Origin of the sequence: Photobacterium ganghwense, assembly GCF_003025595.1 — a bacterium.
GTDB classification, from domain to species: domain Bacteria; phylum Pseudomonadota; class Gammaproteobacteria; order Enterobacterales; family Vibrionaceae; genus Photobacterium; species Photobacterium ganghwense.
The window spans coordinates 676,183-701,890 of sequence record NZ_PYMI01000003.1; the positions used below are offsets into that span (position 1 = coordinate 676,183).

Genomic DNA, 25,708 nt, shown 5'->3' on the forward strand with positions numbered 1-25,708 from the left:
AATCTGAACGTAAGACTCCAAGCAAGCAGGCACATTAATTCTTATTCCTCTGGTGGTAGCGCAGGCTACGAGGATGTAAGGAGACATTATGGGTGAGTTAGCTGTTGATCTGGCAAGGTTTCAATTTGCATTTACCGTTTCTTTCCACATCATTTTTCCCGCCTTTACGATTGGTCTTGCCAGCTATCTAGCCGTGCTGGAAGGGTTATACCTGAAAACCGGCAAGCACAAATACATCGAGCTGTATCAATACTGGATAAAGATTTTCGCCATCAGCTTTGGGATGGGGGTGGTCAGCGGGATCGTGATGAGCTACCAGTTTGGTACAAACTGGAGCGTCTTCTCTGATAAAACCGGGCCGGTGCTTGGGCCTTTAATGGGCTATGAAGTGTTCACCGCGTTTTTCCTTGAAGCCGGTTTTCTTGGGGTGATGCTGTTTGGTATGAACCGTGTAGGAAAAACGCTGCATTTCGCCGCCACTCTCATTGTGGCGCTGGGAACCCTGATGTCCGCTTTCTGGATTCTGGCGGTAAACAGCTGGATGCAAACTCCCGCTGGCTATGATGTCAACGAAATTGGTCAGTTTATTCCAGTTGACTGGTGGCAGGTTATTTTCAATCCGTCCTTTCCTTACCGCCTGGTACATATGGTGCTGGCAGCCTTCCTGACGACGGCTTTTGTGGTCGGCGGAGTCGGGGCATATCATCTACTGCGTTCTCAGCACAACCATCTGGCCAGAACCATGTTTTCGATGGCCATGTGGATGGCAGCACTCGTCACGCCGATACAGGTTTTTGTCGGCGATCTGCATGGCTTGAACACGCTTGAGCATCAGCCTGCCAAAGTGGCCGCGATGGAAGGGCACTTTGATACCCATCAGGGTGCGCCGTTGATTCTGTTTGGGATCCCGGATCAGGCAAACAAAGAGGTGGACTATAAAATCCAGATCCCGCATCTCGGGAGCATCATTCTGACGCATGAATGGAATGGCGAAGTCAAAGGGCTGGATGCGTTTCCGGAGGCGGATCACCCGCCGGTTGGTATTGTGTTCTGGAGCTTCCGTGTGATGGTGGCACTTGGTTTCATGATGCTGGCCATCGGCCTCTACAGCCTTTGGCTGCGTAAACAGGGAGAACTCTTCTACCACACCAATTTCCACCGTTGCTGTTTACTCATGGCGCCGGCCGGTTTTATTGCCTTACTGTGCGGGTGGATCACGACGGAAGTCGGTCGACAGCCTTTTACTGTGTATGGCCTGTTACGTACCGCTGAATCGGCCTCACCGGTTGATGCCTCGGCGATCAGCGTGTCCGTGGCTGCTTTTGTGGTGGTGTATTTTTCAGTATTTGGAGCCGGGATGTTTTATATCCTGCGTCTGATGCGCAAGCCGCCGACGAAATATGAACAGCCACCTAAAGCGCGCGTGCCGGAAACGGAGGCTGACATTGAGAAAAGCAAGCGTGCTATGGGCTCATCCAATCATTTATCTTCTTAGCAGTTAGCGGCGGGCTGAGTTGTATGGGGTGGGTTTTGTTCACTGTGGCTAAGACGAGTGTAGCCATTTGGAATCCAGCTTCGCTGCATGTCAGCCCTGTGGAATATGGCGAAATGGAATGAAGTGCCACTGGCTCTAAAGTGGCAAAACTTTAACAGTGAGAAAAAGTAAGGCTTAAAAACTTGCATGGCTTAGAGGCTTAGAGGCTTAGAGGCTTAGAGGCTTAGAGGCTTAGAGGCTTAGAGGCTTAGAGGCACCAAGGCCAGAGCTCAGGCTCAAGGCTTCAAACTCCGGGATGTCACAATCAGGAGACATCTGGAGCTAACCGGATTGTAAGAGCGGGAGTTGTTATGGATTATGCATTGATATGGTACATCCTGATCGCCATCGCTGTATTTGCCTATGTGATCCTTGATGGGTTTGATCTGGGTATTGGTATCCTGTTTCTATCAGCCCAAACCACCAAAGAGCGTGACCTGATGATGAACAGTGTGGCGCCGGTTTGGGATGGTAACGAGACCTGGCTGGTATTAGGTGGGGGTGGGCTGTTTGCGGTGTTTCCGCTGGCTTATTCAGTCGTGATGCCTGCCTTGTATGCCCCGTTGATCATGATGCTGTTAGGGCTGATTTTTCGAGGTGTGGCATTTGAATATCGCTTCAGAACCAAGCGAGGGCAGTTCCTCTGGGACAGTTCATTCTTTATTGGTTCACTGATGGCCACGTTCACGCAAGGCATGATGCTGGGTACCCTGCTGCAGGGCGTGAAAGTCGTGGATCGTCAGTATAGCGGCGGGTGGTTTGACTGGTTTACCCCGTTTAGCCTGTACTGCGGTTTCCTCACTGTTGCCGCTTATGTGCTGCTTGGAGCCTGCTGGTTGCTGATCAAAATGCCGGAACATTATCAGTCCCGGTATTACGTCACTGCAAAACGCAGCGCGATTATTATGGTGGGGATGGTGGCCATTCTCAGTATCTGGTTGCCCATTCGCAATGATTTTATCGCCGACCGCTGGTTTTCATTTCCGCAGGCATTGCTGTTTTTGCTGATCCCGGCATTGTCGATTTATCTGGCTTATTTGCTGTTTAAAGATTTGATTGAACACATGCCGGTAAAGGCGTATCTGGCGAGTCTGGGCCTTTTCTTTTTGGCGTTTTTGGGTTTCGGCGTCAGTACCTATCCGTTTATTGTGCCGCATAGCCTGACTTATGTTCAGGCTGCCGCGCCGGACACCAGCCTGAAATTCCTGTTAAGCGGGGCAGTCTTCTTGCTGCCATTGATTATTGCTTATACCGCCTACTCTTATTATGTGTTCCGGGGCAGACTTAATGAAGATGAGGGGTATCACTGATGAACAATGTACGCGCCAAACGCTGGCTGTGGTTTGTGGTGCTTTATCTCGGGGGTATTCTGGTTATTGGGCTGGTGGCTGTGTTGATACGGTGGGTGTTTCTGGCGGCTTGAGTCTTAATTGAGTCTGATCCAGATTTTTAGTGAGTTAAGCGTAGTAAGTGACGTCTAGTGAGCTAAGTTTAATGCGCTATGTTTATTGAGCTAAGAGTAAACAGTTGCCCCAGCCAAACTAACAAAGTAAGGATGGGGCGACGAGTGTTCAGGCGGTTATTATGTTCCTATCTATTCAGTCCTGCTGTTGCGCCTCTTACAGCTTTTCAGTTTCCTCTTCAGACTGCGGGTGCTTGACCGGATGAGAATCCGATCCAGCGCGAGGCTGAGGAATTTCGCTGCCGGAACCAGTGTCACTGGTAGTTGCTGACGGTTTGGCGACATCTGGGGTATCCGGTTGCTGCTCATTCTGGTCACTTTCCAATGGTCCTTTTTCTCTGCCCAGCATCAGCAGGCAGGGAGTCAGGATCAGAGTCAGCACCGTTGCGAAAGATAGCCCACCCGCAACAGCGGTAGCCAGTTGCGACCACCATTGCGTACTGGGTGCACCAAACTCAATCTGACGATTCGTCAAATCGATATTCATTTCCAGCACCATTGGCATCAAGCCGAGCACCGTGGTGATCGTGGTCAGCATCACAGGACGTAGACGCTGCGCACCGGTGTGCATGATAGCGATGGATTTGGCCACGCCTTGTTTACGAAGCTGGTTATAAGTGTCTATCAGCACGATATTGTTATTCACCACAATCCCCGCCAACGCAATTACCCCGATACCGGACATAACAATGCCGAACGGTCGCTGAAAGACCAGTAATCCGAGGAAAACCCCGACGGTTGAAAACAACACCGCACTCAGGATAAGCAGAGCCTGATAGTAACTGTTGAACTGAGTCACCAGAATCAGCCCCATAACGGCCAGCGCAACTAGGAAGGCGCTCTCGAGAAAGGCTGATGATTTTTCCTGATCTTCATTTTGGCCCCGAACCTTTACTTCGGTACCGGATGGCATGCGCATTTCAGCAATCGCCGCCTGTACAAGCGGTAATTGCAGACTCAGGTTGTAGCCTGTTGCCATATCTGCGGTTACCTCCAGAATGCGTTTGCCATCAATGCGATTGATGGTGCCCTGTTTCGGAGACGGGACGATACTGGAGAAGTTGGTGATGGGTACCATGCCGTAATGGGTTTTGACCCGCAGTTCATCAAACCGACCGATATCACGTGATGAGGCCGGGTAACGCACCAGAATGTCGACCTCGTCATCGGTATCATCAGGCAGGTATTCCCCGATTTTGAGCCCGTTTGTCACGAAGCGCACCGTGTTCCCGACCAGTGTCGCATCCCCGCCGAAGCGGGCTGCATCATCACGGTTGACTTTGATTTCCCAGTCGATGCCGTTTTTATCGGAAGAATCCGAAATATTGGTAAATGCTTCCTGAGATTCCATCCAGTTTCGTACCTGTAGCACCGCGGCAGCCATGCTGTCGGCGTCTCGCCCGGAGACTTCTATGACCAAATCATGCTCACTCGGTGGGCCTGCCTGAGGGTACTTAAATTCCAGTTCAATACCGGCCAGATCTTCGGTGTTTTCCCGCATGGTTGCGATGATGTCTTTGATTGGCGGGCGTTCTTGCCAGTCCAGCGGGTTGACCTGAATCCGACCGATTTGATCCTGACCGCCGGTACGGGTGTAAATGCTGCTGACCCCTTCTGTATTGATGATGCGCTGCTCAATTTGTTTCATCAGGGCATCTTTCTCATAAATGGATAAGTCGCCATGGGAGCGGGCCTTGATAGTGAAGAACGGCGGATCCACATCCGGGAAGAAAACCACACCCAGTCCGGCTTTGGCGTACGCTACCCCCACGACCACGGCCAGCAGCAATGAGCTGAGCAGAATCTTGATGGGGTGGCGAAGGGCAATAGCCAGTGTGTCGAGGTACAGCCGGGTAATCCCTTTTGCCTGTTTAAAATCACCGTTCTCAAGGGCAATTTTACGCTGCGCATCTTTCTGGCTGATGTATTGCTGACGACCGATCACGCTGCCGAGAACCGGGACAAACAACAGCGCCATCACCAGTGAGGCAGACAGGGTTGCGATCAGGGTCAGCGGCAGGTAACGCATAAATTCACCGGTCGTGTCCGGCCAGAAAAGCAGTGGTGCGAAGGCTGCCAGAGTGGTTGCCGTTGAGGCTGTGATTGGCCACGCCATGCGTTTTGCAGCTTCCTGATAAGCTTGTTTACGCGGGATGTTTTCTTGCATCCGCCGATCTGCATACTCGGTAACCACGATCGCGCCGTCGACCAGCATCCCGACGGCCATGATCAAAGAGAACAACACGACGATATTGACGGTAAGTCCGCTGATCGCAAGGATCAATAATCCAGTCAGGAACGATCCGGGGATCGAGATGCCGACCAGCAGCGCTGTTCGGGAACCTAAGATCGCGAGGATGACGACCACCACCAATATGATCGCAGACAGAATATTATTCTGCAGATCATTGAGCATAATATTGACGTCTTTCGATTGATCCCAGGTGTATTCAATCAGCAGGTTATCCGGCCATTCGTCAAGTTTCTGCGCTTCCGCCATGACCGTTTTGACGATTTCCACGGTTTCGATGATATTTTCACCAGCCCGCTTTTTAATATCCAGCACGACTGCGGTTTCCCCGTTCAGGCGGGCAAAACTTTCCGGATCCCGGTACGCGCGGCGAATGGTGGCGATGTCGCCGAAGGTCACGACTTTGCTGCCATCCACTTTGATTGGCAGTTCGAGAATATCTTTCAGTGAATCAAACACCGAAGGCACTTTGACGGAGAAGCGGCCATAACCGGTATCGATGAAGCCTGCGGCAACAACACGGTTATTTCGGGCGACGAGGTTAAACACATCCTCCTGATCCAGGCCATAGCTTTCCATTAGCAAGGGCTCGACCAGTACTTCCACCACGTCTTCACGGTCACCGGCAATGTCGACTTCCAGGATCTGACGGAAGCTCTCCAGTTTATCTTTCAGATCGCGGGCGATCTTGATGGTGGTTCGCTCCGGGACGCTGCCGTAGAGCACCATTGATAACACCGGCTCTTCGCTGGCGAGGGTAATTTCATTGACCGTAGGTTCATCACTGTCATCCGGCAGTTTTACTTTGGCCAGATCAACGGCTTCTCGCACGTCAGTAAGGGCTTCGTTCAGATCCGAGCCTGCGGCAAACTCTAAAACAACAGAGGCATGGCCTTCGGCAGCGGTTGAGGTCATCTCCTTGACCCCTTCAACCGCTTGCAGCTCTTGTTCCAGCGGACGGACTAATAGCCGCTCGGCATCGGCCGGGCTGATACCCTGATGCGTTACCGAGACATAAATAATCGGAATCGTGATGTCCGGGTTCGACTCTTTCGGGATCAGGCGATAGGTGATCAGGCCGGCAATCAAAATCATGACCAGCAGGGTAAGCATGGTGCGTGAGCGGCTGAGTGCCGCATCAATAATGGAATACATTATTTGCTCCCTTGCTCAATCTGTGTGCCTGGTTGTTGATCTGGTGCGGTCAGCGATGCGGTTTGCCGCACCGGAATCACGGTGTCACCGTCGCGGACAAAGCCCTGACCGACAGTAATCACTTCAACGTGTTGCGCCGTGCCACCCAGCCAGACACCATCGGGTTCAACTTTCACAATCGCAATGGGAATAAACTTCACCAGATCGCCATCAGTCAGCGTTTTAATACCCAGATTTCCGGCTTCATCAAGGGCCAGCATAGAAGGGGGAATCTTGATGGCAGATTCGTCTTTCAGTTTCAGTTCGAGATTGGCACTGGCACCGGCCGTCAGGGTCATACCCGGATTGGCGATTTCAATTTCAATCGGGTAGGTATTGGTGGTTTCATTGGCAACGGTTGCGCGGTAGCGTAACTTGCCTTCCGTTGTAAGGCCTGAGACCAGTTCAACGTAGGCCAGCTGGCCTTTATATACTTTTTCGATATGGCGTTCGCTGACATCTGCGCTGATCACCAGCGGGTCTAAATCCACAATGGTCGCAACCGGATCGCCAATGCCCAGATAATCACCTTTCTCGACCAGCAGATGTTCGACAATGCCTTCAAATGGGGCATAGATAACTGTGTTGTTCAGGGTAATTTGCAGGCTGCGAACCGTTGCCTTGGCTTCAATCAGGGCAGCTTCAGCCTGACTGAACGCCACTTCTCCCTGTAGCCCGCGTTTGCGTAATGACTGCGCTGCGGAGTACTCCTGATTACGGACTTTCAGCAGGGCATTGGCACGCTGGAGCTGAAGCTCCCGGTCAGCTTTGTCGAGTTTGACAAGTGGATCCCCGGCCTTTACCCGTTGTCCTTTTTGTACCAGCAGTTGTTCAACGGTTCCTGATACCTCGGCGGCCAGTTTGGCTTCCCGATCCGGTGCTGTTCGGCCATAGAGTGAAAGGGTACGGGTTACTGTTTGAGTCTCAAACGGGCTGACTACCACTTTGGCCAGTGGCGGGGTTTTACTGGTATCCGTTGGGGCATCGCTTGTCGCATCAGACGCCTCATTGTTGGCAGACCCAGATCCGGAACCAGGGAGAAGTGTTCCGCTAATCAGCCAGGCACCGAGTAACAGTAGGATAATGACGGAGAGAATCCACGGCTTGCGGTTGAGAAGCTTTTTTACAGAGAGCATCGGTTACTGTCCTTAGTAAGCGGGTAATTAACCTGCGTCATTATCAATGCCGTTCAATTGTTTGAACAGCCAACGAAAAAAAGCGGCCATCAGACTTTATACTGAAGTAAGTGCATATAATAGCAGCAATTATTTGCATTGTTAATTCGCCTTATCGATACCTGTCTTGAATACCGTTTAAATAAATCATAGTTCCGGTCGCACTGAAGTGAGGTGAGTCATTAACGCAGACTGCCTATGAAAGAACGGATCACAATCTCGGTATCGTCAATTAATGGATCGCGGCATTTTCATCTTTGCAGCAAAACTCAGCTGCGACTGCGCTGGGTGGCAGGCACCTGTCTGGCGTTGACACTGAGTGTGGCGGGTAGCCTGGTCTATCTGAATCATTTGCTTAACTCTGCACAAAGTCAGCAAAAAGCGCTTGTACAACAATCTGAATCGCTGAACGGTGAGCTGGTTTCCCTGAAGCGGCTGAAAGCCGAACTTGAAAATGAGATGGACGAGCGGGAAAACCGTCTGGCCTATGTCGCTGAGCGTTTGGGAGAGCTGGAACATGTGCTGGGTGTCGGATCGCCAGAAGAAAGCTCGCTCGAAAGACGGCTGGATGTGGCAGCCATTAACTCGGCGGTGCGACTGGCCATGTTGGACACTATTCCTAATGGCCTCCCGGTTGTTAATGCCCGTCAGTCTTCCCCGTTTGGCGAAAGAGTTCACCCGGTTACCCGAAAACGCAAAATGCATCGGGGGCTCGATTTTGCTGTTAAAAAAGGGACGCCGGTCTATGCCACGGCTGATGGCGTCGTGGAAACGGTCCGGAGCAGCCAAAAAGGTTATGGAAATTTCATCCGGCTGCAGCACGCTTTCGGTTTCACATCCTCTTATTCCCACCTGAAGTCCTTTGCGGTTCGCCATGGTGACTTTGTTACTAAAGGGGATCTCATTGCCTATTCCGGCAACACCGGCTTATCGTCCGGCCCGCATTTGCATTACGAAGTGCGTTTTGTCGGGCGGGCACTCAATCCCCAGCCATTTGTGCAGTGGGGAATGGATAACTTTGAACACATTTTTGATCAAGAGAGTAAAGTGAAATGGGCTTATTTAGTCGACAGCGTCACTCTGCGGGTGAGCAGACAACTACAACTGTCATCGCAAAAGGATGTGAAGTTCATGGTGAGTTCCGGTTAGCGTCAGATATGCAGTTGGATGGCAGTGTTCACGGTGTCTTAAAATCGGAGCAGGGAGTTGTCGTTAGCTGTTCTGGTCGGCTCAAGGGAGAAGTGTGGGCTGATCGAATTGTCGTGAATGGCCAGGTCGAAGGGAGCTGCCATGCCAATGTTATCGAAATTCTCAATCAGGGGATTGTGAAAGGGGATATCTATTGCGATAACCTGAGCATCGAGCAAGGTGGGAAATTTTTGGGTACGACCCATCCCGGGGAAAGCCAGCAGGTGGTGATGCTGCGAGGGAAGACGACGCATACTGACAATTCAGAGTCCGCAAGAGAGAACGATGAATTAGCCAGGGCTGAGGCCAAAGATTTGGTGTCAGTGGCGGCGAACAGAAAACCCGTTCAGAAAAGTGCTAAGTCTGCCTCTTAGGCGGTTGAATGCCGCCGTAACAGATATTGCGCGAACAAAGGCCGTACTGGAATCAGTGGAATAGTCAAAAAGAAAAAAGCCTGTACTAAGTACAGGCTTTTCAGAAAGTGGTGGGCGATACCGGGCTCGAACCAGTGACCCCCTCCTTGTAAGGGAGGTGCTCTCCCAACTGAGCTAATCGCCCGAATTATTGCTTGGGATAAAGTTGTCAGGACAACTTACGAATAGTGCAATAATTGGTATATGGTGCGTCTGAGTGGACTCGAACCACCGACCCCCGCCATGTCAAGGCGATACTCTAACCAGCTGAGCTACAGACGCAAGGGTTTTTGAGCAAACCTAAGAGGTTGATCAAACTTTCATGTTTAAATGGTGCGACCGAGTGGACTCGAACCACCGACCCCCGCCATGTCAAGGCGGTACTCTAACCAGCTGAGCTACGGTCGCATCCTGTGATATCAGTGCAAAGACTTATATCAAAATATGGTGCGTCTGAGTGGACTCGAACCACCGACCCCCGCCATGTCAAGGCGATACTCTAACCAGCTGAGCTACAGACGCAGATTATAACAGTTTCTCTATCAAGAGATGGTGCGACCGAGTGGACTCGAACCACCGACCCCCGCCATGTCAAGGCGGTACTCTAACCAGCTGAGCTACGGTCGCATCCTGTGATATCAGTACTAAGACTCATATCAAAATATGGTGCGTCTGAGTGGACTCGAACCACCGACCCCCGCCATGTCAAGGCGATACTCTAACCAGCTGAGCTACAGACGCAAATTTTTCAGTTTCGATTACGAAAACTGGTACGACCGAGTGGACTCGAACCACCGACCCCCACCATGTCAAGGTGGTGCTCTAACCAGCTGAGCTACGGACGTACTGTGAACTTAGGAATGACTCACTCCTTAAGAACGACACGAATATTAACGAGTGATGATCATTGGCGCAAGTGTTTGAGTTCGCTTTTTTTCATTCCCTTGGCCTGTTTGCTTATGCTTTGAGCGTGCAGGGCTAAATGTGGCCGAAATAATAGGCAGTGGGGTGTCATTTAAAAGAAAAACCGTGCAGGCAATGTTCACAAGCGGTGGGTAAATCTGGTAGTAGGGTGCTGATAACTAAACGAAATATTGTGGAGCCTGTCACAGATCGTGCGTACCCAGTGCTAATGACGTGGTTTCAGTTAGAGAAAATCGCGTGATGTCGGCCATCCTGACGGTGAATCAAGAGGGAGAAAATGGCTGTACAAAAGACAGGTGAGGATAGCGGAAAGGTCAAATGGTGAATAAGGTGGAGAGGAAATGGTGAAAAGGAGAGAGCGGCGAGATAAAAAAGCAGGCCACTGAATGACCTGCTTGGGAAAGATAAGAAAATAGTCGGCAGTGTTTTACGTGGAAATGTCGACAAATCACCGCTTCATAACGGCTCAGGCGTTGAGTGGCACCTGATGAGCTAGGTTGACCGGCGCCTTACCCTGATACTTTTCAATGTCGAGCTGTGCCATCTGACCACAGTTACCCTGTGCCAGCTGAGACGAACCCTGGTCGAAAGTCAGGACATTCACACAGCCGTTGCGGCATAAGCCACCTGCCTGTCCCGGTGTGGCGGAATCGTACCAGGCACCCTCGCAAATCCGTACCACACCTTGTCGGATGTCTTCTGTGACTTTTGCGCCAACCAGAATCTGTCCACGGTCATTGAATGCGCGAACCAGATCACCGTCTTTAATGTTGCGCGCTTTGGCATCGGTCGGGTTGATCAGAATCGCTTCCCGGTTGGCGACGGCATATTTTTCACGCAGCGGGGTATTATCCAACTGAGAGTGCAGTCGCTGTGTCGGGTGTGCGGTGTTAAGCGACAGCGGGTATTTGGCAGCAATCTCTGCTTTATGCCATTCACGCGGCGCGTACCATTTCGGGTGCGGTGCGCAGTCTTCATAACCCATTTTGGCAATGGTGTCTGAGTAAATCTCAATGCGACCTGACGGTGTCCCCAACGGGTTCAGCAGCGGATTATCCCGAAATTCTGCATGGCGAACCCATTGCTTACTGGCTTCCGGAATCGGGAAAGAAATATAGTCGTTAGCATCCCAGAACATTTCAAACGGCGGTAACGGTACACGGTTCGTACGAGCCTGAGTTTTCATGCCGTCATACATTTCTTTCAGCCACTGCATTTCGTTTTTGCCTTCGGTATAGGCGTCTTTCACGCCCAGTTTTTCCGCCAGCGCGACATAAATGTCGAAATCATTCTTTGATTCATGCTGTGGCTCGACGACTTTGTGCATCGGGAAGACATAACGCTGCGAATAGTCGCCACCCATGTCGATGTCGTTACGCTCATAACTGGTGGTTGCCGGTAGCACGATATCCGCATGCTTGGCTGAGGCTGTCCAGTACGGCTCTTGTACGATAATCGTATCGAGTGTCTGCCAGGCCTGAAGCAGGGTGTTGATGTCCTGATGCTGGTGGAACGGGTTACCACCGGCGACATAGACCATCTTGATTGACGGATACGTGACAGTGCGGCCATTAAACTGGATTGATTTACCCGGGTTCAGAATCGCTTCAGCGATACGGGCAACCGGGATAGGTGACGGTGAGCCTTTCGGCGCAGTACCGGCATTAATGCCAGACAGAATGCCGCCTTTGGCTGTTGGACTGCCACCTGACGAGTAGTGGTAGCTGAAGCCAAAACCGCCACCCGGTAAGCCGATTTGTCCCAGCATTGCTGCCAGAGTCACCAGCATCCAGTTTGGTTGTTCGCCGTGTTGCTGGCGTTGCATGCCCCAGCCAGCCATCAGCATGGTGCGGTTTTTCGCAAAGTCGCGCGCCAGTGATTTGATCACGTCGGCATCAATGCCACAGATCTCGGCGGCCCATTCTGCCGTTTTGGCTTCACCGTCGGCGTCGCCGGTCAGATAAGCCTGGAATTTATCAAAGCCAGTGGTGTAGTACTTGATAAAATCTTTATCGTGAAGGTCTTCGCTGAGTAGAGTGTGGGCAATACCCATCATCATTGCGACATCGGTGTAAGGACGCGGGGCAATCCACTCGGCATCCATGTACTCCACGGTTTCATTGCGAACCGGGTCAATGGTAATAACGCGGGTGCCTTTGTCTTTCAGGGCCTTCAGACCTGCCTGACCTTCATGATCCGGAACGTTCCAGGCGTTTTTCAGGGTCACCATGGCATTAAAGCCCCACAGCACAACCAGCTCACTGCTTTCAACCACGACAGGCCAGGCGGTTTGCTGCTCGTACACTTCCATCGAGCCCATCACGTGCGGCATGATCATCTGTGCAGCACCGGTAGAGTAGTCACCGGCATAGCCCAGAAAACCACCGCTCAGGTTCATCAGACGGTGCAACAGGGTACGGCTGTTGTGGAACATGCCGGTGCTTTTCCAGCCGTAGGAACCAGCATAAATTGAGGATGGCCCGTACGTTTCCTGCAGGCGGGTGATCTCGCCGGCGACCAGCTCAATGGCTTTATCCCATGGAACACGAACCCATTCATCGTTGCCGCGCAGGGTTTTGCCTGCTCCCGGCCCGCCTTCGAGGTAGCTGCGGCGTACCATCGGGTACTTCACGCGGTTGGTGGCGTGTACCTGATAGGGGGCCATTTTGATCAATTCGTTCGGTGCCGGATCATCGTCAACCGGCAGGGTGTCGACCATTTTGCCGTCTTTGACGATGGCCTGAAACGCTCCCCAGTGGGCAGCCGTCAGAACGCCTTCATGGGCGGTTTTGGTGTACTTGAACTGCGGTAGCGCTTCTTCAATAGCGCGTGCTAGCGCGGTTTTCGGTAGCAGGGCATTAACGGCAGGTACAGCGGCTACGGCGCAAAGTCCTTGCAGAAAACGACGGCGACTTAATACGGTTTTTGATTCTTGAGTCATAAGTTTGTTCATGGTTATTCGCCTCCCTTCATATCGCTGGCGTGTTTCTGGACATACTGAGTCAGGATGCGACTTTGTTCCTTGGTCAGGGAGGTACGGGATTCCATCCCTTTAATTACACCGATCCACTGGTTGGAATTGAAGTGATCGAGCGGTGTCAGGCCGTGGCAACCGGTACAGTTGGCAGACATCAGCTGTGAGCTGTAATCCCACAGTGGTTTGTCGTTATCCAGTAACTTTCCGTTATCCAGCCACACAGTGAGACTGACCTGGTGCCAGGTAATATTGGTGGATTCATCGGTGAAAGACTCACCCACTTTCAGGGCCGCTTTGGCGTCGTCGCCCAGCAGTGCGCTCAGGATGCGTTTACCACGCGCAGCATAAATCACGGCATCAACCCCGTCTTGCTGCCAGCCAGTCACGGTGACTTCAATACGGTTCTGGCTGCGAGATACGGCAGAAAGCTGAGTCGTTGGCAGCAGGTTACCCTGATTATGGCTTTCGGTTTCACCCAGGTAAAAAGGTGTGGTTTCATAGGTGTAGAGCGTTGCTGCCGTTTTGGAAGCGGATTGCGCTGCTTTGGCCAGCTCTGCGGCACCTGATTGTGCTGAATCTGAGGTATCCGGCAGCAGGTGCGCGATGCCTTTATGGCAGTCAATACAGGTTTCGTTGTTGGCGATGGCAGATTGGTGCATTTCACGCGCAGCCGGGCGCTGATCGAGCAGCGTCATTGCCGTGAATTCATGGCAGCTGCGACAGGTAGCGGAATCATTGGCTTTCATCTGGCTCCACACCGTTTCAGCCATGTGCTGACGGCGGGCTTCATAATCGGCGTCGGTATCAAGTGTACCGGCGATTTCATGATAGATGTCTTTAACCGCACGTACCTTGGTCACCACATAGCCCAGCGTATCATTGGGGATATGGCAATCTGCACATTCGGCACGCACCCCGTGCTTATTCTGGAAATGGATAGTGCCCTGATATTCAGCAAGGGGTGTTTGCATGGAATGGCACGAGACACAAAATTCAGTCGAACTGGTTTTATGCATCACCACAGCAGTGGTCGCCAATGCAATTACACCCAGTAAAGCCCCGATGGCCAGTAGCCAGATCAAGGTACTTCGTTTCATCTTTCCAATTGTCATTATTAACCTTTAGATACATTTTGAAATACACTGAAAAATTCTAGGGGTTTATACCTCTAATTGGCTAGGTGCGCCTTCTTTTTTTACGCCATGAATAAAAATAATTTTTTCGTGTTACATGGGTGTAAGTGGTTGATGGGTTGGGTTGATTTTTATTTTAGGAGAGGTGGCTAAGTTGTGTGCTAATTGTGTTGGCTGTAGCGATTTTAAGACAAAAGTGTAACTAATGAGCCATCTTGACAAATAAAAACGCAACAGAATGAGATGCCATCGGAAGAATCTGGCTCCGGTCTTGTTTGGGAATATGACAAGAGGTGACAGGAAATGAATGGACGGGGTAGTGTGGCGAGATGATGCAGAAAAGGCACTCGTGAACAACGAGTGCCAACACCATGCTTGATGATTTTGAGATAGAACGTTAGAACAACAGTGCCTAATTCGAGGCTGCTGTACCCTCGACCAGAGTCTCGGCTTCCAACTGCGTGTAGAGCTGCTCAAAAGCCTTGGTCAGTTTATGGTTGGGCAGCAAATGCGGCAGCGGCTTTTGGTGATAGTGCGATTCCTTCATTTTCACCGATAATGGCAGGTAAGGCTCCAATATCGGCAGATCCAGATCGCGCAGATCTTCAATGATCTTTGTCGGGAAATTAGCCTGGGCATTAAACATATTGACGATGATCCCTTCGACGGCCAGCGACGGGTTATGATCATCACGCAGTTCTGCGACATTATTCAGTAGCGTCATCAATGCTTGCTGAGAAAAACTGTCGCAGTCAAATGGGATGAGCAGTTTGTGGGCGGCAATCAGCGCTGCTTTGCTATAGAAATTAAAGTTGGGTGGCGTATCGATATAAATGCGGTCAAATTGCTTTTCTAATTCATCCAGCGCATCACGCAGCTTATAGATTTTGTAGCGGCGTTCTAATTCGGCCTCAATCTTATCAAGCTTGGGGCTGGACGGAATGAGGTAAAGATTGTCAAAAGCGGTGGATTGCGGAAAATCTTTGACTGGCGTGGAAACGGAAAACCAGCCAACGGTTTGGTTGAGCAAATCGGCAATGGTGCGATCTTTGCTGTCTGAAGCATCGTGTCCCAGATAGTGGCTGCTGTTTCCCTGAACATCCAAATCGATTAACAAGGTTCGAAAGCCTTTTGCAGCACTGAGAGCGGCGAGATTGGCAGCAATGCTGGATTTTCCGACGCCTCCTTTCTGATTAAAGATGACACGACGCATATTATTTCCCTGTCCTGGTCTGGTTCCTTTTTGTACCATACTTCAGCCGGTTATGCGTCGCAATGGCTATTTCAGTAACTCGTGATCCGGCGGTAATAATCGGGAAATCCACAGCACCAGCTTATGTTTCATATTAGGGCCATCTTCCTGATCAACCGCGAGGGGGGTGATTTGTTTTGCCTGTACCAGCAAGCGGTAAATACATTCCACCCGGTCTGTGGACGGGACCGATTTATCCAAATCAGCAAATCCTTGTTTTTTAGCAAACGCGAAGCCAAGTTCCAGGGCCTTCTTTAACAGTTTTGCTTCGTTTTTGTGCTTTTTCACGGTCGTCTCCGATGAGGAAGTGTTTGTACATACTAGGAGAATCGTTCGGTATTGAGTAGGAGCGTGATGGAATTCTTTGTGGTTTGTCGGCTTTATTGCGCACCAATCTTCATGTTGCATCGTTTGAATGTGCGCTGCCAGAATTTGACATGGTTGAGCGTGGCTGCGCGAAAGGCGGCGTGCAGCTCACCGTCTACATAATACTGGCGGTATCGGGCCAGAACGGTGTTTGCCCCGGTTTCAGGGGCTCCGGGTTTTGTCAGTAACGTTGCCAGTACCGGTTGTATCTGCCGGTACTGGGAATCAAGTTCAGCCAGATAGGGCTGAATGTCAGCCACGAAAAACTTGTAGAACACGTTCTGCAGGTATTCGGCTTTTTGTTGGTTCCGGTTCGGTCCACATAAAATGCGGCTTTCATTCTGCTCCAGCAGGCGGGTGCTGGTGTCCAGCCATTCCGTGGCAAACTGAAGGGAATATTCCAGCTGTGCGACGTAGTGGTAGGGGTGAATCTGTTTTTGATGAGTTAATAAAGTGTCAGCTTGCTTGGCGGCGAGTTTTGAAGACTCCAGTGCCAATTCATTTTTGTTTATGTTGTTTTGACTCAGGATCGACTGTACAAACGTGAATGCTGCTAACGCTTCATCAAAACCATAAAAGGTGCCGAGAGGGAAAGGATGGGGGTAAGCGGTGAATTGCTGGCGCCACTCTTCACCTGTCGTCAGCATGTTCCAGGTATGCAACGGGAGCTGGGCGCGTTTCTGGCTGGAGTAACGGGTTAACATCGGCAGTAAATCATTGTCCTGCGGGAGTGTGTCAAGGCAATGCTGCAGGCCGTTCAGAAGCAGCAGCTCATAACGGAGCTGGCGGGTTTTATCCTGGACTTTACCCAGAATGGAGTTGCGTTCGGCAATCAGGTGAAACAGCCCGCATTTTCTCAGCTCATAAGCATCGAGCAGATCCACGCGGATTTCTTCGACAGGTATCAATAAAGAACGCGTCGCAGGAAAAGCAAGCGGATCAGTCAGGGAGGGGGCGAGGGGATCGGTATCGAGCACTTTCGCCAGGCGCTGGTGGTAGGTTTCAAAGCCGTTAATGGCCGTGTTTTGCTCGCAGCCATACAGCCATGCTGCGCTGATGATAGTGACCACGCCGGTCAACAGGATTTTTCGCGAAACAGGTCGGTGCGAGGGCAAAGTTAATCCTTACACAATGAACACTGGCCAATCAGGGTGTACCGGATTTATCTTATCGGTAATTATGGCAAAAAGAACAGGCGGCACGGTGGCCGCCTGTGTTGTCATTATCTCGTTATCGCATAGACATCGCGAGCTGAGCCTCGTCGTCCTGACGCTGTACCCAGTGAAGGCGATAAGCCAGCATGAAGGCTGCTGCACTTAGGCCGACAATGTTACCAATCCAGAAGCCGTGAGGCCCCATTGGCGCTACGATCCAGTCTGTGATACCCAGCACGTAGCCGGTCGGCAGACCCAGAATCCAGTAGGCAATAAAGGTGCGAATAAAGATGGCTCGCATGTCTTTATAGCCACGCAGTGCACCCGCCGCGACCACCTGGGTTGCATCTGTGCACTGATAAATCGCGGCCAGAAACAGAAGTTGGCCGGCAATCATGATGACTTCCGGGTTATCGGTATACATCATGGCGATTTGCTCGCGGAACACGATGGTTGATACTGCCGTGATGACGGAAATGATCAGTGCCACCGCCAGACCGCAGTGGCTGGCGATGCGTGCTTCTTCCAGATCTTCCCGTCCCATCAGGAAGCCCACCCGGATACTCAACGCGGCACCCAGACTCATTGGGATCATAAAGATCAGCGATGAGAAGTTACTGGCAATCTGATGGGCTGCAACGGTGATGGAGCCCAGCGGTGATATCAGCAAGGCAATGGCCGCAAAAAGTGACACTTCAAAGAAAATAGACGCCGCAACCGGCAATCCCAGTTTAAACAGGCGGGCAATCGCTTTGACCTGCGGGCGGTGCCAGTGAGCAAACAGCCCAAGACTGTTCAGCTTCTTGTTGAGTTTGATGTATACCAGCATGGCCACGAACATCAGCCAGTAGACAATGGCAGTGGCAACACCACAACCGATCCCCCCCATTGCTGGTGCACCAAATTCACCGTAAACAAAAATCCAGTTCAGCGGGATGTTGGCAGCCAGACCGATAAAGCCGATCACCATCGACGGAACGGTGAGTGATACCCCTTCAGCGAAACTCTTCAGGGTCTGGAAATACAGGAAGCCCGGTACGGCAAAGAGAACTGCATGCAGGTAGCCGATGGTTTTGTCGGCCAGTTCCGGCTCCACATCCATCATGTCAATCAGCACACCGGCGTTATACAGCACCAGCATAATTGGCACCGATACCAGAGTGGCAAGGAAGAAACCATGTTGAACTTCAAACGGGATACGGTCTTTTTTACCTGAACCGTTTAACGTTGCAACAATGGGCACTAGTGCGATCAACAGACCCACACCGAACAGAATGGCCGGTAACCAGACGCTGGCTGCCACGGAAACGGCTGCCATGTCGGTAGCACTAACGCCACCGGCCATCACGGTGTCTACAAATCCCATGGATGTCTGCGCGACAGAAGCAATCAGGACGGGAATGGCAAGTTTGAGTAGATGACGCGTTTCGCGCCGGTAGTTTTGCACGTGAAGGCTCCTGACAGGTAGAGGGAAAACGCGTGGATTATAACGGGAAAAGGGGGAGAGACAATTATCTGGGCCAGAAAAAGCGTTAATAACAACTGAGTTAATATCGGATTTTATCAGTGCTATCTGTTACTTATAGTACATTTATCGCACTGTGCCACGGGAATTTCGGGTGGAAGAACACGGTTGTGGTGCCCCTGAATGTGACGAGCTAAGAGCTAAGAGCTAAGAGCTAAGAGCTAAGCACAGCCTGATTTTTGCCTTTCTCTTTGGCGTCATAGAGTCGTTGATCCGCCGTTGCATAGGCCTGATGTGGGTCCTGCTGACAGTAGCTGGCACCGATACTGGTGGAAACATATATCGATTGCCCGTTGTGCAGATAAGGGCATTTTTTGAGGCCATCCATCAGCTGTGAAGACAGTTGCTGCACGGTATCGTCATCAATACCCGGCAACCAGATAGCAAATTCCTCTCCCCCGATACGACCAAACAAGGCCTCGGAATCTTCCAGGTTGTGGCGCAGAATGCCGTCGCAAACCTGAGCAAAGTGTTTGAGAATATTATCACCAATATGGTGGCCGTATTGGTCGTTGACTCGCTTGAAGTTATCCAGGTCCATCAACAGTAACCAACCAGGCTGACATTGGCTGTCATTTTCAAGACGTTCCCAGAATGACCGGCGGTTGGCAATGCCGGTCAGGTAATCGCTGTAAGCCATATGCTTAAGCTTCTGGTTGGCGGCTTTCAGCTCGCGGGTACGGATTGCCACTCGTGTTTCCAGACTGTGATTTTGCTCTTCCAGCAAGGCATTCAATCGCAGTGTTTTATCCTGCTCGGCCCGAAGCGCCTGCAGGGTGCTGACCAGATGATCCGACATCTGATTAAAATTGTCGGCCAGCAGGCCCACTTCATCTCTCCGTTTCAGAGGGATGCGGGTATGCAAGTCCCCTTCACGAATACGGCGGGTGGCCAGAATCAACTGGTGAATGGGTTTGAGAACATGCCGGGTCGCCAGCGCCCCGATAAACAGTGCCAGCAGACTGATCACAATTGTAAACAGCAGGCCCGCTCGTTTTACGGTATTGAGAGGGGGGGAAAAGTCGGACAGTGGCGAATAGAAAAGAATATTAATCACATTGTTTTGTGCCAGCTGATAATAGCTGGTCAGCGCTACCCACTGTTGTTGACCGGTATCGACCAGTTTGACGGTGTCGGTGCTGGCGGTATTCTGTCGAAGAAGTTGAGAAATAACCGGTGTCGCTTGTTTATTTATGCTCGGCAACTGGCCGTTTTGCAGGGTGTGGCGTTTGTCGGTACTGGCCAGAATCTGCCCGTCATTATTGAATAACAGCACTTCACCGTTATCACTGAGTTTGTTACTTTTCAGCTCTTTAATCAGCGAGTTTAAAGTCAGGTCAACGCCCCAAACGCCTAACAGTTTTCCGGCTTCATCACGAAAGGCTTTGGTCAGGCTGATTCCCAATAAGCTGGTATCGACCGCTCCCGGATACATTTTGCTCCAAACCGGCTGGTCGGTTTTCAGCGAGTCTTTGTACCAGTCTCTTTCTCTGGCATCGAAAAAGCCTCGCATCGCAGTAAACTGGCGCTTTTGCCCGTTGAAATTAGTAGTAAAACTGTTGAGCGGCCCGGCTTTTTCCTGTGCCGATTGAAGAAGGGTAAAACCGCCGTTGCTATAGCCAAATGAAAGCAATCCGCCCTGAGGATTGGCAAAGTAGTAATAGTCGACGTTGTAGTGGTGGTTGAGCATGGTCACGATGTGGTCAAGTAACAGACTACTGTCAGCCACAATGTTAATCAGCTCCTGACGAATGCGGGTTTGCTGTTCGAAAATTTGCCTGGCGTCCTGAAACTGTTCATCAAGCCGTTCTTTCAGGTTGGCGCTGGAGTACTGATATAACCGCTCAATGGTCTGGAACATCACTTTTTCCGAGTTGTGATACCAGAGCATGACAATGGGCAAAGCTGTCATTGCCAGCAGTGTCATCAGCATCATTTGAAGCTTGAACGTCAGGTTGTAAGTGAACGTCTTCGTCATAGAAATACTTTTAGTGACTAATGGCAATGACTGTAAGTGATGGCTGGTGGCATTTTTTTGACATTATCAGGGCTGAGAATAAGTGTTTACCAATGATAGTTCAAATCAGATTGTAAAAAGATTTAAGGTAATGGTTTACATCTCGGTTAATTGTATAAAGAGGCGACTAATCCCCAGTCTGAATTGTGATATGGTGGTGGCCAGACAGTATCAGTACGATTCATGAGGAGTATCTATGTTTACCGGGATCGTTCAGGGAACGGCCGAAGTTGTGGCCATTGATAAAAAAGATCGCTTTCAGACCCATGTGATTCAGCTTGATGAGCCGATGCGTGCCGGTCTGGAGATTGGTGCTTCTGTGGCGCATAACGGCTGCTGCCTGACTGTCACCCGTATTGACGGTGACAAGGTAGCATTTGATTTGATGCAGGAGACTCTTGCGGTGACCAATCTCGGCCAGTTGCAGGTTGGCGATCGGGTGAATATCGAACGTGCTGCGAAGTTTGGTGATGAAATTGGCGGACACTCTATGTCAGGCCACATCAATGTGGCGACAGAGATCAGTGAGATCGAGGTGACGCCGAATAACTGCACCATTTGGTTTGTTATTCCGGAGATGTATCAAAAGTACATTCTACGCAAAGGTTATATCGGGATTGATGGTTGCTCACTGACAATCGGTACGGTCGAAGAAGGGCGTTTTTGTGTACACCTGATTCCGGAAACATTGCAGCGTACCTTGTTCGGGCAGCGTCAGGTTGGCGAGAAAGTGAACCTGGAAATTGATCCGCAGACACAGGCAATAGTCGATACTGTCGAGCGCTATCTGGCGACTAAAGATGCCGGGCAATAAACCCCGTTATTTGCGATTGGTCAACCTATCGCTCCCGTCCTCATTATTAAGCAGATAAGCAGATAAGCAGATAAGCAGCTTAACTGCTAAACAGAGAGTGGCGACGTACTCGCAAAAAAAATCCCTGCTTTGTAGCAGGGATTTTTTTCAGAATATTTGTTCGTCGTCTGCATCCACGAATAAGTGAATGGTCTTATGGAGTTCATCCACCTGCATGTTGAGGTGAATGGCATGACAACACGCCGGACAGTCATCATAAAACTCCTGACTACCGGCACTGGCATCAAGGGTGATTCGAATATTGTGTCCACAATGCGGGCAAATTACAGATTGTTCAGTAAAGTTCTTCATTTTCTACTCCTTGAAGCGTGCCAGGCACATTATGAGCAAAAGTCATACTTAACTTTTGCAAACCGGATATGTCGAGGCTTGCCTTGCCCTCACAACACATACTCTAGCGGTGGCGATTCCTTTTTGCCTCAAATTAACCGGAAACTTTGACCCGCTGAAAAGTTTTGGGGCAGCGGAAAGCAGATCTGAGTTAAGTTTATGAAAAATCCCAAATCTTTAAGGTTTTTACCTTACCGATACTGTAAATAATAGGTCATGTTTGCCACAATTTCTCTGGTTAGTGGCGCGGTGGAAATGTGCAACATATCGGGTGAGATACATTGCACACTGAAACAGACGGTGGGGCAAGTTAGATAGCAGCGAAAAGCTGCTGATTTACTTCGAGTAGCGAGTTAAGTTTGCGATCGGCAATTGCCCAGCGCGGGTCATGGGCGAAAGCGGCATCAGGCACGGCGATCCCTTTCATTTGTGCGGCTTTCGCGGCCAGTAGGCCGTTGACTGAATCTTCAAACGCCACACAGGCTTGCGGCATCACACCTAATGCATCCGCAGCATTAATGTAGACTTCCGGGTGGGGTTTCCCAAAGCGCAAGTGTTCGGCAGACAGTACGGCCTGAAATTTACCGGTTAGCGACAGTGAATCGAGCGTTGACTGGATCAACCGCATCGGCGATGACGATGCCAGCGCGATTTTCAGTCCCATTTCTTCACAGGTCGCAATGGCTTCCAGCACACCCGGAAGCATGGGTTTGTGCTCTTTGATCAGCTCCTCAACCCGGCAGACAATCATCTCTGTGACTGTCGGAACATCGTGGCCTTGCCAAGGTTGTCGCTGATACCAGTATTCAACCACCTGATCGATGCGCAGGCCCATCGTTCTGTGAGTATCTTCCAGGGTAATGCTGACTCCGACAGAGGAAAAAATATCCACCTGAGCGCGTTGCCAGAAAGGTTCAGAGTCGACCAGCAGGCCGTCCATATCAAATACTGCAGCTTGTAACATGAGACATGTTCCCTTGTGGGCTCGATAACACCATACAAATCGGGCAGGCCGGTCAGCTTGCCGGTTTGTCATTCAGAGCACCAAAAGTAACACAAATCCAGAAGGGATGTCAGGGTACGAAATGCCAGAGCAGAAAGAACAGAATAGAAAGCACCGAGTAGCCAGACCTAAGCAGATCTGAGTGGTATATAGACCTGAGTAGTAGATAACGGGGTAGTAGAAAGAGCAGAGCTGAAAGGCGAGAGCAAGCCTTTCAGCTTTTGGCCCACATTCTTGGCGTACCAGTGCCGATGCATAATTGCATCGGCGTTATCCGGTAACACAGTCAAAGAATACCGACGTTAGGGGAAGGCTGGACTAACCTTCGAGTAACCCCAGTTCATCAATCATGCGCTCTGCCTGAGCGATATATGTGCCGCCGAACAGATTGCAGTGGTTGAGAATGTGGTACAGGTTATATAGCGGCTTGCGGGATTCATAGTCTTCATCCAGCGGCCAGACTGACTGATACCCCTCATAGAAGGTGGGAGGGAAACCCCCGAACAGTTCTGTCAGCGCAATGTCACATTCCCGATCGCCCCAGTAACTGGCCGGATCGAAGATGATCGGCCCATTCACGGTGACGGCCGCATTTCCCTGCCAGAGATCCCCATGAAGGAGGGATGGTTTGGGCTGGTGGTTCATCAATAGCTCAATCACTTTGCCGGTGATGGTATCAATATTGCCAAACGAGATACCTTTTTCATTGCACAGTTGAAGTTGCCAGGCAATACGTTGCTCAGCAAAGAATCGGCACCAGCGGCGACGCCAGTTATTGGGCTGTGGTGTCAGTCCGATATAGTTATCGATATCAAAGCCATACTCGGGCTGATCCCCCCAGGCGTGCAGACGCGCCAGTTTCTGGCCGAGTGTAAAGCCGGATTCGTTATTGAGCACTTTGGTGGGAAGATAATTGAGGATCAGAAACGATTTGTCTTTGCTGGTCCCGAGGTGAATACAGCGGGGAACCAGAATACAGTCAGCTTCGTTGAGGATATGCAGGCTCTCCGCCTCGGTTTCAAAGAGCGAGAGCTGATCACGGTCATTCATCTTCACAAAGAAGCGTTCATTACCATCACCAATGCAGTAGCATTCGTTGATATCACCGCCTTCGACGGGCTCCTTTTCAATGATCCTGAAGGGTCTGTCCAAAACATCAGAAAGTTGGTGAGAAATCGCTTGCCACATAGCATCCTCCACGTCACTTCACGTTGTTGGTGAGGCTGTTGCCTACTCAACATAGTAGCCCATTTAGCCGTGCAAGAAGTGGGTATCTATCAAGGTTTTACATCTGGCACTGACAAAAAAGTGAAACAGAGAGACATTTGGAGTGTGACTAACAGAAAAAAAGCCGGAGAAAACTCCGGCTTTATAGGAAGAAATGAAAGAATCTACGAATAGATTACAGGCTCGGCAACAGCTCTTCTGGCATCAGGTTGTTGTACTGAGCTTCAGCCAGCAACTGGTTGGCTTTCTCGATATCCGGTGCAAAGTAGCGGTCTTTATCGTAAAAGCTCACGCGTGCACGCAACATCGCTTTAGCTTGTTCCAGACGCTCAGAGCTGCGGTTTGGATGACGGAAATCCAGACCCTGTGCCGCGGCCAGCAGTTCAACAGCCAGAATACCACGGGTGTTGTCGCCCATGTCTTTCAGACGACGACCAGCGAAAGTGGCCATTGAAACGTGGTCTTCCTGGTTGGCTGAGGTTGGCAGGCTGTCAACCGACGCAGGGTGGGCCAGGGTTTTGTTCTCACTTGCCAGTGCCGCAGAGGTGACCTGAGCAATCATGAAACCGGAGTTAACACCGCCGTTGTCTACCAGGAACGGTGGCAGTTTACTCAGGCTGCTGTCGATCAGCAGGGCCATACGACGCTCTGACAGGCTGCCGATTTCTGCAATCGCCAGAGCCAGGTTATCGGCTGCCATCGCAACAGGTTCCGCGTGGAAGTTACCACCGGAGATGATGTCACCGTCTTCAGCGAAAACCAGCGGGTTATCAGACACTGAGTTAGCTTCCACTTCCAGCACATCTGCAGCGTGACGAATTTGCTGCAGACAAGCGCCCATCACCTGTGGCTGGCAACGCAGTGAGTATGGATCCTGCACTTTTTCACACTGCTGGTGAGAAAGGCCAATTTCACTGTCCATATCTAGCAGATGGCGGTAGGCTGATGCCGCATCAATCTGGCCACGGTGGCCGCGGACACGGTGAATACGAGGGTCGAACGGGCGACGACTGCCCAGCGCGGCATCAACGGACATGGCGCCACAGACAGTACCGGCTGCGTACAGATCTTCTGCCGCAAACAGTCCTTCCAGGGCAAACGCGGTAGAAGCCTGCGTCCCGTTCAGCAGAGCCAGGCCTTCTTTTGGCGCCAGTGTGATCGGCTCCAGACCGGCAATTTTCAGTGCTGCTGCACCGCTGATGATCTCGCCGTTATGGCGTGCCTGGCCTTCGCCAAGCAGCACGGTGCTCATGTGAGCCAGTGGTGCCAGGTCACCAGATGCACCCACTGAGCCTTTCTTCGGAATGCACGGGTAGATTTCTGCGTTCACCAGTGTGATCAGTGCGTCGACAACTAGTGGGCGGATACCGGAATAGCCACGAGCCAGGCTGTTGATTTTCAGTGCCATCATCAGACGTACTGTGCAGTCGTCCATGAACTCACCGATACCGGCAGCGTGAGACAGTACAATACTGCGCTGCAGGGTTTCCAGATCTTCCACCGCGATACGGGTGTTGGCCAGCAGGCCAAACCCGGTATTGATACCGTAAACGACTTTGTCTTCTTTAATAATGTTATCGACAACCTGAGTACTGGTCAGCATGTCGTCATAAGCGTAATTGGCCAGTGACAGTGTCACGCGTTGACGGCTGATTTTACGAAGCTCTTTTAGGGACAACTTGCCTGGTTGAATTTCTAGCTGGTACATA

18 protein-coding genes and 7 tRNA genes are annotated in these 25,708 nt (G+C 51.0%); 5 read left to right on the plus strand and 20 right to left on the minus strand.

The genetic code is table 11. The annotated features are described in order from the left end of the window. The first annotated feature begins 88 nt into the window (after nucleotides 1-88). Both C9I92_RS13440 and cydB read left to right on the plus strand, forming a co-directional pair. Nucleotides 89-1,495, plus strand: coding sequence for a cytochrome ubiquinol oxidase subunit I (locus C9I92_RS13440; protein ID WP_047883590.1), 1,407 nt, complete (start codon nucleotides 89-91; stop codon nucleotides 1,493-1,495). Nucleotides 1,496-1,845: 350 nt separating this feature from the next. Continuing rightward, complete coding sequence (gene cydB / locus C9I92_RS13445) at nucleotides 1,846-2,844, plus strand: cytochrome d ubiquinol oxidase subunit II (RefSeq protein WP_047883591.1); 999 nt, start codon at nucleotides 1,846-1,848, stop codon at nucleotides 2,842-2,844. A 309-nt stretch (nucleotides 2,845-3,153) separates the two neighbouring features. Here the strand turns inward: cydB and C9I92_RS13450 are convergent, their stop codons facing one another. Both C9I92_RS13450 and C9I92_RS13455 read right to left on the minus strand, forming a co-directional pair. Next, complete coding sequence (locus C9I92_RS13450; protein ID WP_084712443.1) at nucleotides 3,154-6,402, minus strand: efflux RND transporter permease subunit; 3,249 nt, start codon at nucleotides 6,400-6,402, stop codon at nucleotides 3,154-3,156. Further along, nucleotides 6,402-7,577, minus strand: a complete 1,176-nt coding sequence (locus C9I92_RS13455; protein ID WP_047883592.1) for an efflux RND transporter periplasmic adaptor subunit — start codon at nucleotides 7,575-7,577, stop codon at nucleotides 6,402-6,404. Before C9I92_RS13455 ends, C9I92_RS13450 begins: the two co-directional genes overlap by 1 nt. A gap of 237 nt (nucleotides 7,578-7,814) precedes the next feature. On the opposite strand from C9I92_RS13455, the gene C9I92_RS13460 reads away from it, so the two are divergent. Both C9I92_RS13460 and C9I92_RS13465 read left to right on the plus strand, forming a co-directional pair. Then, nucleotides 7,815-8,765, plus strand: a complete 951-nt coding sequence (locus tag C9I92_RS13460; RefSeq protein ID WP_047883593.1) for a M23 family metallopeptidase — start codon at nucleotides 7,815-7,817, stop codon at nucleotides 8,763-8,765. An 8-nt stretch (nucleotides 8,766-8,773) separates the two neighbouring features. Next, nucleotides 8,774-9,178, plus strand: coding sequence for a bactofilin family protein (locus C9I92_RS13465; protein ID WP_047883594.1), 405 nt, complete (start codon nucleotides 8,774-8,776; stop codon nucleotides 9,176-9,178). 108 nt (nucleotides 9,179-9,286) lie between these two features. Here C9I92_RS13465 and C9I92_RS13470 read toward each other — a convergent pair. The 14 genes from C9I92_RS13470 to C9I92_RS13535 all read right to left on the minus strand — a co-directional run bounded on the left by C9I92_RS13470 (nucleotide 9,287) and on the right by C9I92_RS13535 (nucleotide 20,526). Then, nucleotides 9,287-9,362: transfer RNA gene (locus C9I92_RS13470), tRNA-Val, on the minus strand. 60 nt (nucleotides 9,363-9,422) lie between these two features. After that, nucleotides 9,423-9,499 (minus strand) — tRNA-Val (locus C9I92_RS13475). 49 nt (nucleotides 9,500-9,548) lie between these two features. Further along, a tRNA-Val gene (locus C9I92_RS13480) sits at nucleotides 9,549-9,625 on the minus strand. 37 nt (nucleotides 9,626-9,662) lie between these two features. After that, nucleotides 9,663-9,739: transfer RNA gene (locus C9I92_RS13485), tRNA-Val, on the minus strand. Between the two features lie 28 nt (nucleotides 9,740-9,767). After that, nucleotides 9,768-9,844 (minus strand) — tRNA-Val (locus C9I92_RS13490). Between the two features lie 37 nt (nucleotides 9,845-9,881). Beyond that, a tRNA-Val gene (locus C9I92_RS13495) sits at nucleotides 9,882-9,958 on the minus strand. 27 nt (nucleotides 9,959-9,985) lie between these two features. Further along, nucleotides 9,986-10,062: transfer RNA gene (locus tag C9I92_RS13500), tRNA-Val, on the minus strand. A 545-nt stretch (nucleotides 10,063-10,607) separates the two neighbouring features. Further along, nucleotides 10,608-13,094: a trimethylamine-N-oxide reductase TorA gene (gene torA, locus C9I92_RS13505; protein WP_047885309.1), complete on the minus strand. Its 2,487-nt coding sequence runs from the start codon at nucleotides 13,092-13,094 to the stop codon at nucleotides 10,608-10,610. Nucleotides 13,095-13,096: 2 nt separating this feature from the next. Continuing rightward, entirely contained in the window at nucleotides 13,097-14,215 is a 1,119-nt protein-coding gene (locus tag C9I92_RS13510; RefSeq protein ID WP_242551859.1) for a NapC/NirT family cytochrome c, read from the minus strand. A 448-nt stretch (nucleotides 14,216-14,663) separates the two neighbouring features. Further along, nucleotides 14,664-15,464, minus strand: coding sequence for a ParA family protein (locus C9I92_RS13515; protein WP_047885311.1), 801 nt, complete (start codon nucleotides 15,462-15,464; stop codon nucleotides 14,664-14,666). 66 nt (nucleotides 15,465-15,530) lie between these two features. Then, nucleotides 15,531-15,791 (minus strand): DUF5062 family protein, encoded by a 261-nt coding sequence (locus C9I92_RS13520; protein ID WP_047885312.1) that lies wholly within the window; start codon nucleotides 15,789-15,791, stop codon nucleotides 15,531-15,533. 92 nt (nucleotides 15,792-15,883) lie between these two features. Continuing rightward, on the minus strand, nucleotides 15,884-16,984 hold the full coding sequence (locus C9I92_RS13525) for a DUF3080 domain-containing protein (RefSeq protein WP_047885313.1): 1,101 nt from the start codon (nucleotides 16,982-16,984) through the stop codon (nucleotides 15,884-15,886). A 115-nt stretch (nucleotides 16,985-17,099) separates the two neighbouring features. Next, a complete protein-coding gene (locus C9I92_RS13530) occupies nucleotides 17,100-18,470 on the minus strand; it encodes an MATE family efflux transporter (protein WP_047885314.1) in 1,371 nt (456 codons plus the stop codon). A gap of 232 nt (nucleotides 18,471-18,702) precedes the next feature. Further along, a complete protein-coding gene (locus C9I92_RS13535) occupies nucleotides 18,703-20,526 on the minus strand; it encodes a diguanylate cyclase domain-containing protein (protein ID WP_047885315.1) in 1,824 nt (607 codons plus the stop codon). 235 nt (nucleotides 20,527-20,761) lie between these two features. Here C9I92_RS13535 and C9I92_RS13540 point away from each other — a divergent pair, with 235 nt between their 5' ends. Next, complete coding sequence (locus C9I92_RS13540) at nucleotides 20,762-21,379, plus strand: riboflavin synthase (RefSeq protein ID WP_047885316.1); 618 nt, start codon at nucleotides 20,762-20,764, stop codon at nucleotides 21,377-21,379. 147 nt (nucleotides 21,380-21,526) lie between these two features. Here the strand turns inward: C9I92_RS13540 and C9I92_RS13545 are convergent, their stop codons facing one another. The 4 genes from C9I92_RS13545 to hutH form a co-directional block, all read right to left on the minus strand. After that, nucleotides 21,527-21,730: a CPXCG motif-containing cysteine-rich protein gene (locus C9I92_RS13545; RefSeq protein ID WP_047885317.1), complete on the minus strand. Its 204-nt coding sequence runs from the start codon at nucleotides 21,728-21,730 to the stop codon at nucleotides 21,527-21,529. 349 nt (nucleotides 21,731-22,079) lie between these two features. After that, nucleotides 22,080-22,733, minus strand: a complete 654-nt coding sequence (gene hxpB / locus C9I92_RS13550) for a hexitol phosphatase HxpB (protein ID WP_047885318.1) — start codon at nucleotides 22,731-22,733, stop codon at nucleotides 22,080-22,082. Between the two features lie 357 nt (nucleotides 22,734-23,090). After that, entirely contained in the window at nucleotides 23,091-23,960 is an 870-nt protein-coding gene (locus tag C9I92_RS13555) for a fructosamine kinase family protein (RefSeq protein WP_047885319.1), read from the minus strand. A gap of 214 nt (nucleotides 23,961-24,174) precedes the next feature. After that, entirely contained in the window at nucleotides 24,175-25,707 is a 1,533-nt protein-coding gene (gene hutH / locus C9I92_RS13560; protein ID WP_047885320.1) for a histidine ammonia-lyase, read from the minus strand. Nucleotide 25,708 lies beyond the last annotated feature (1 nt).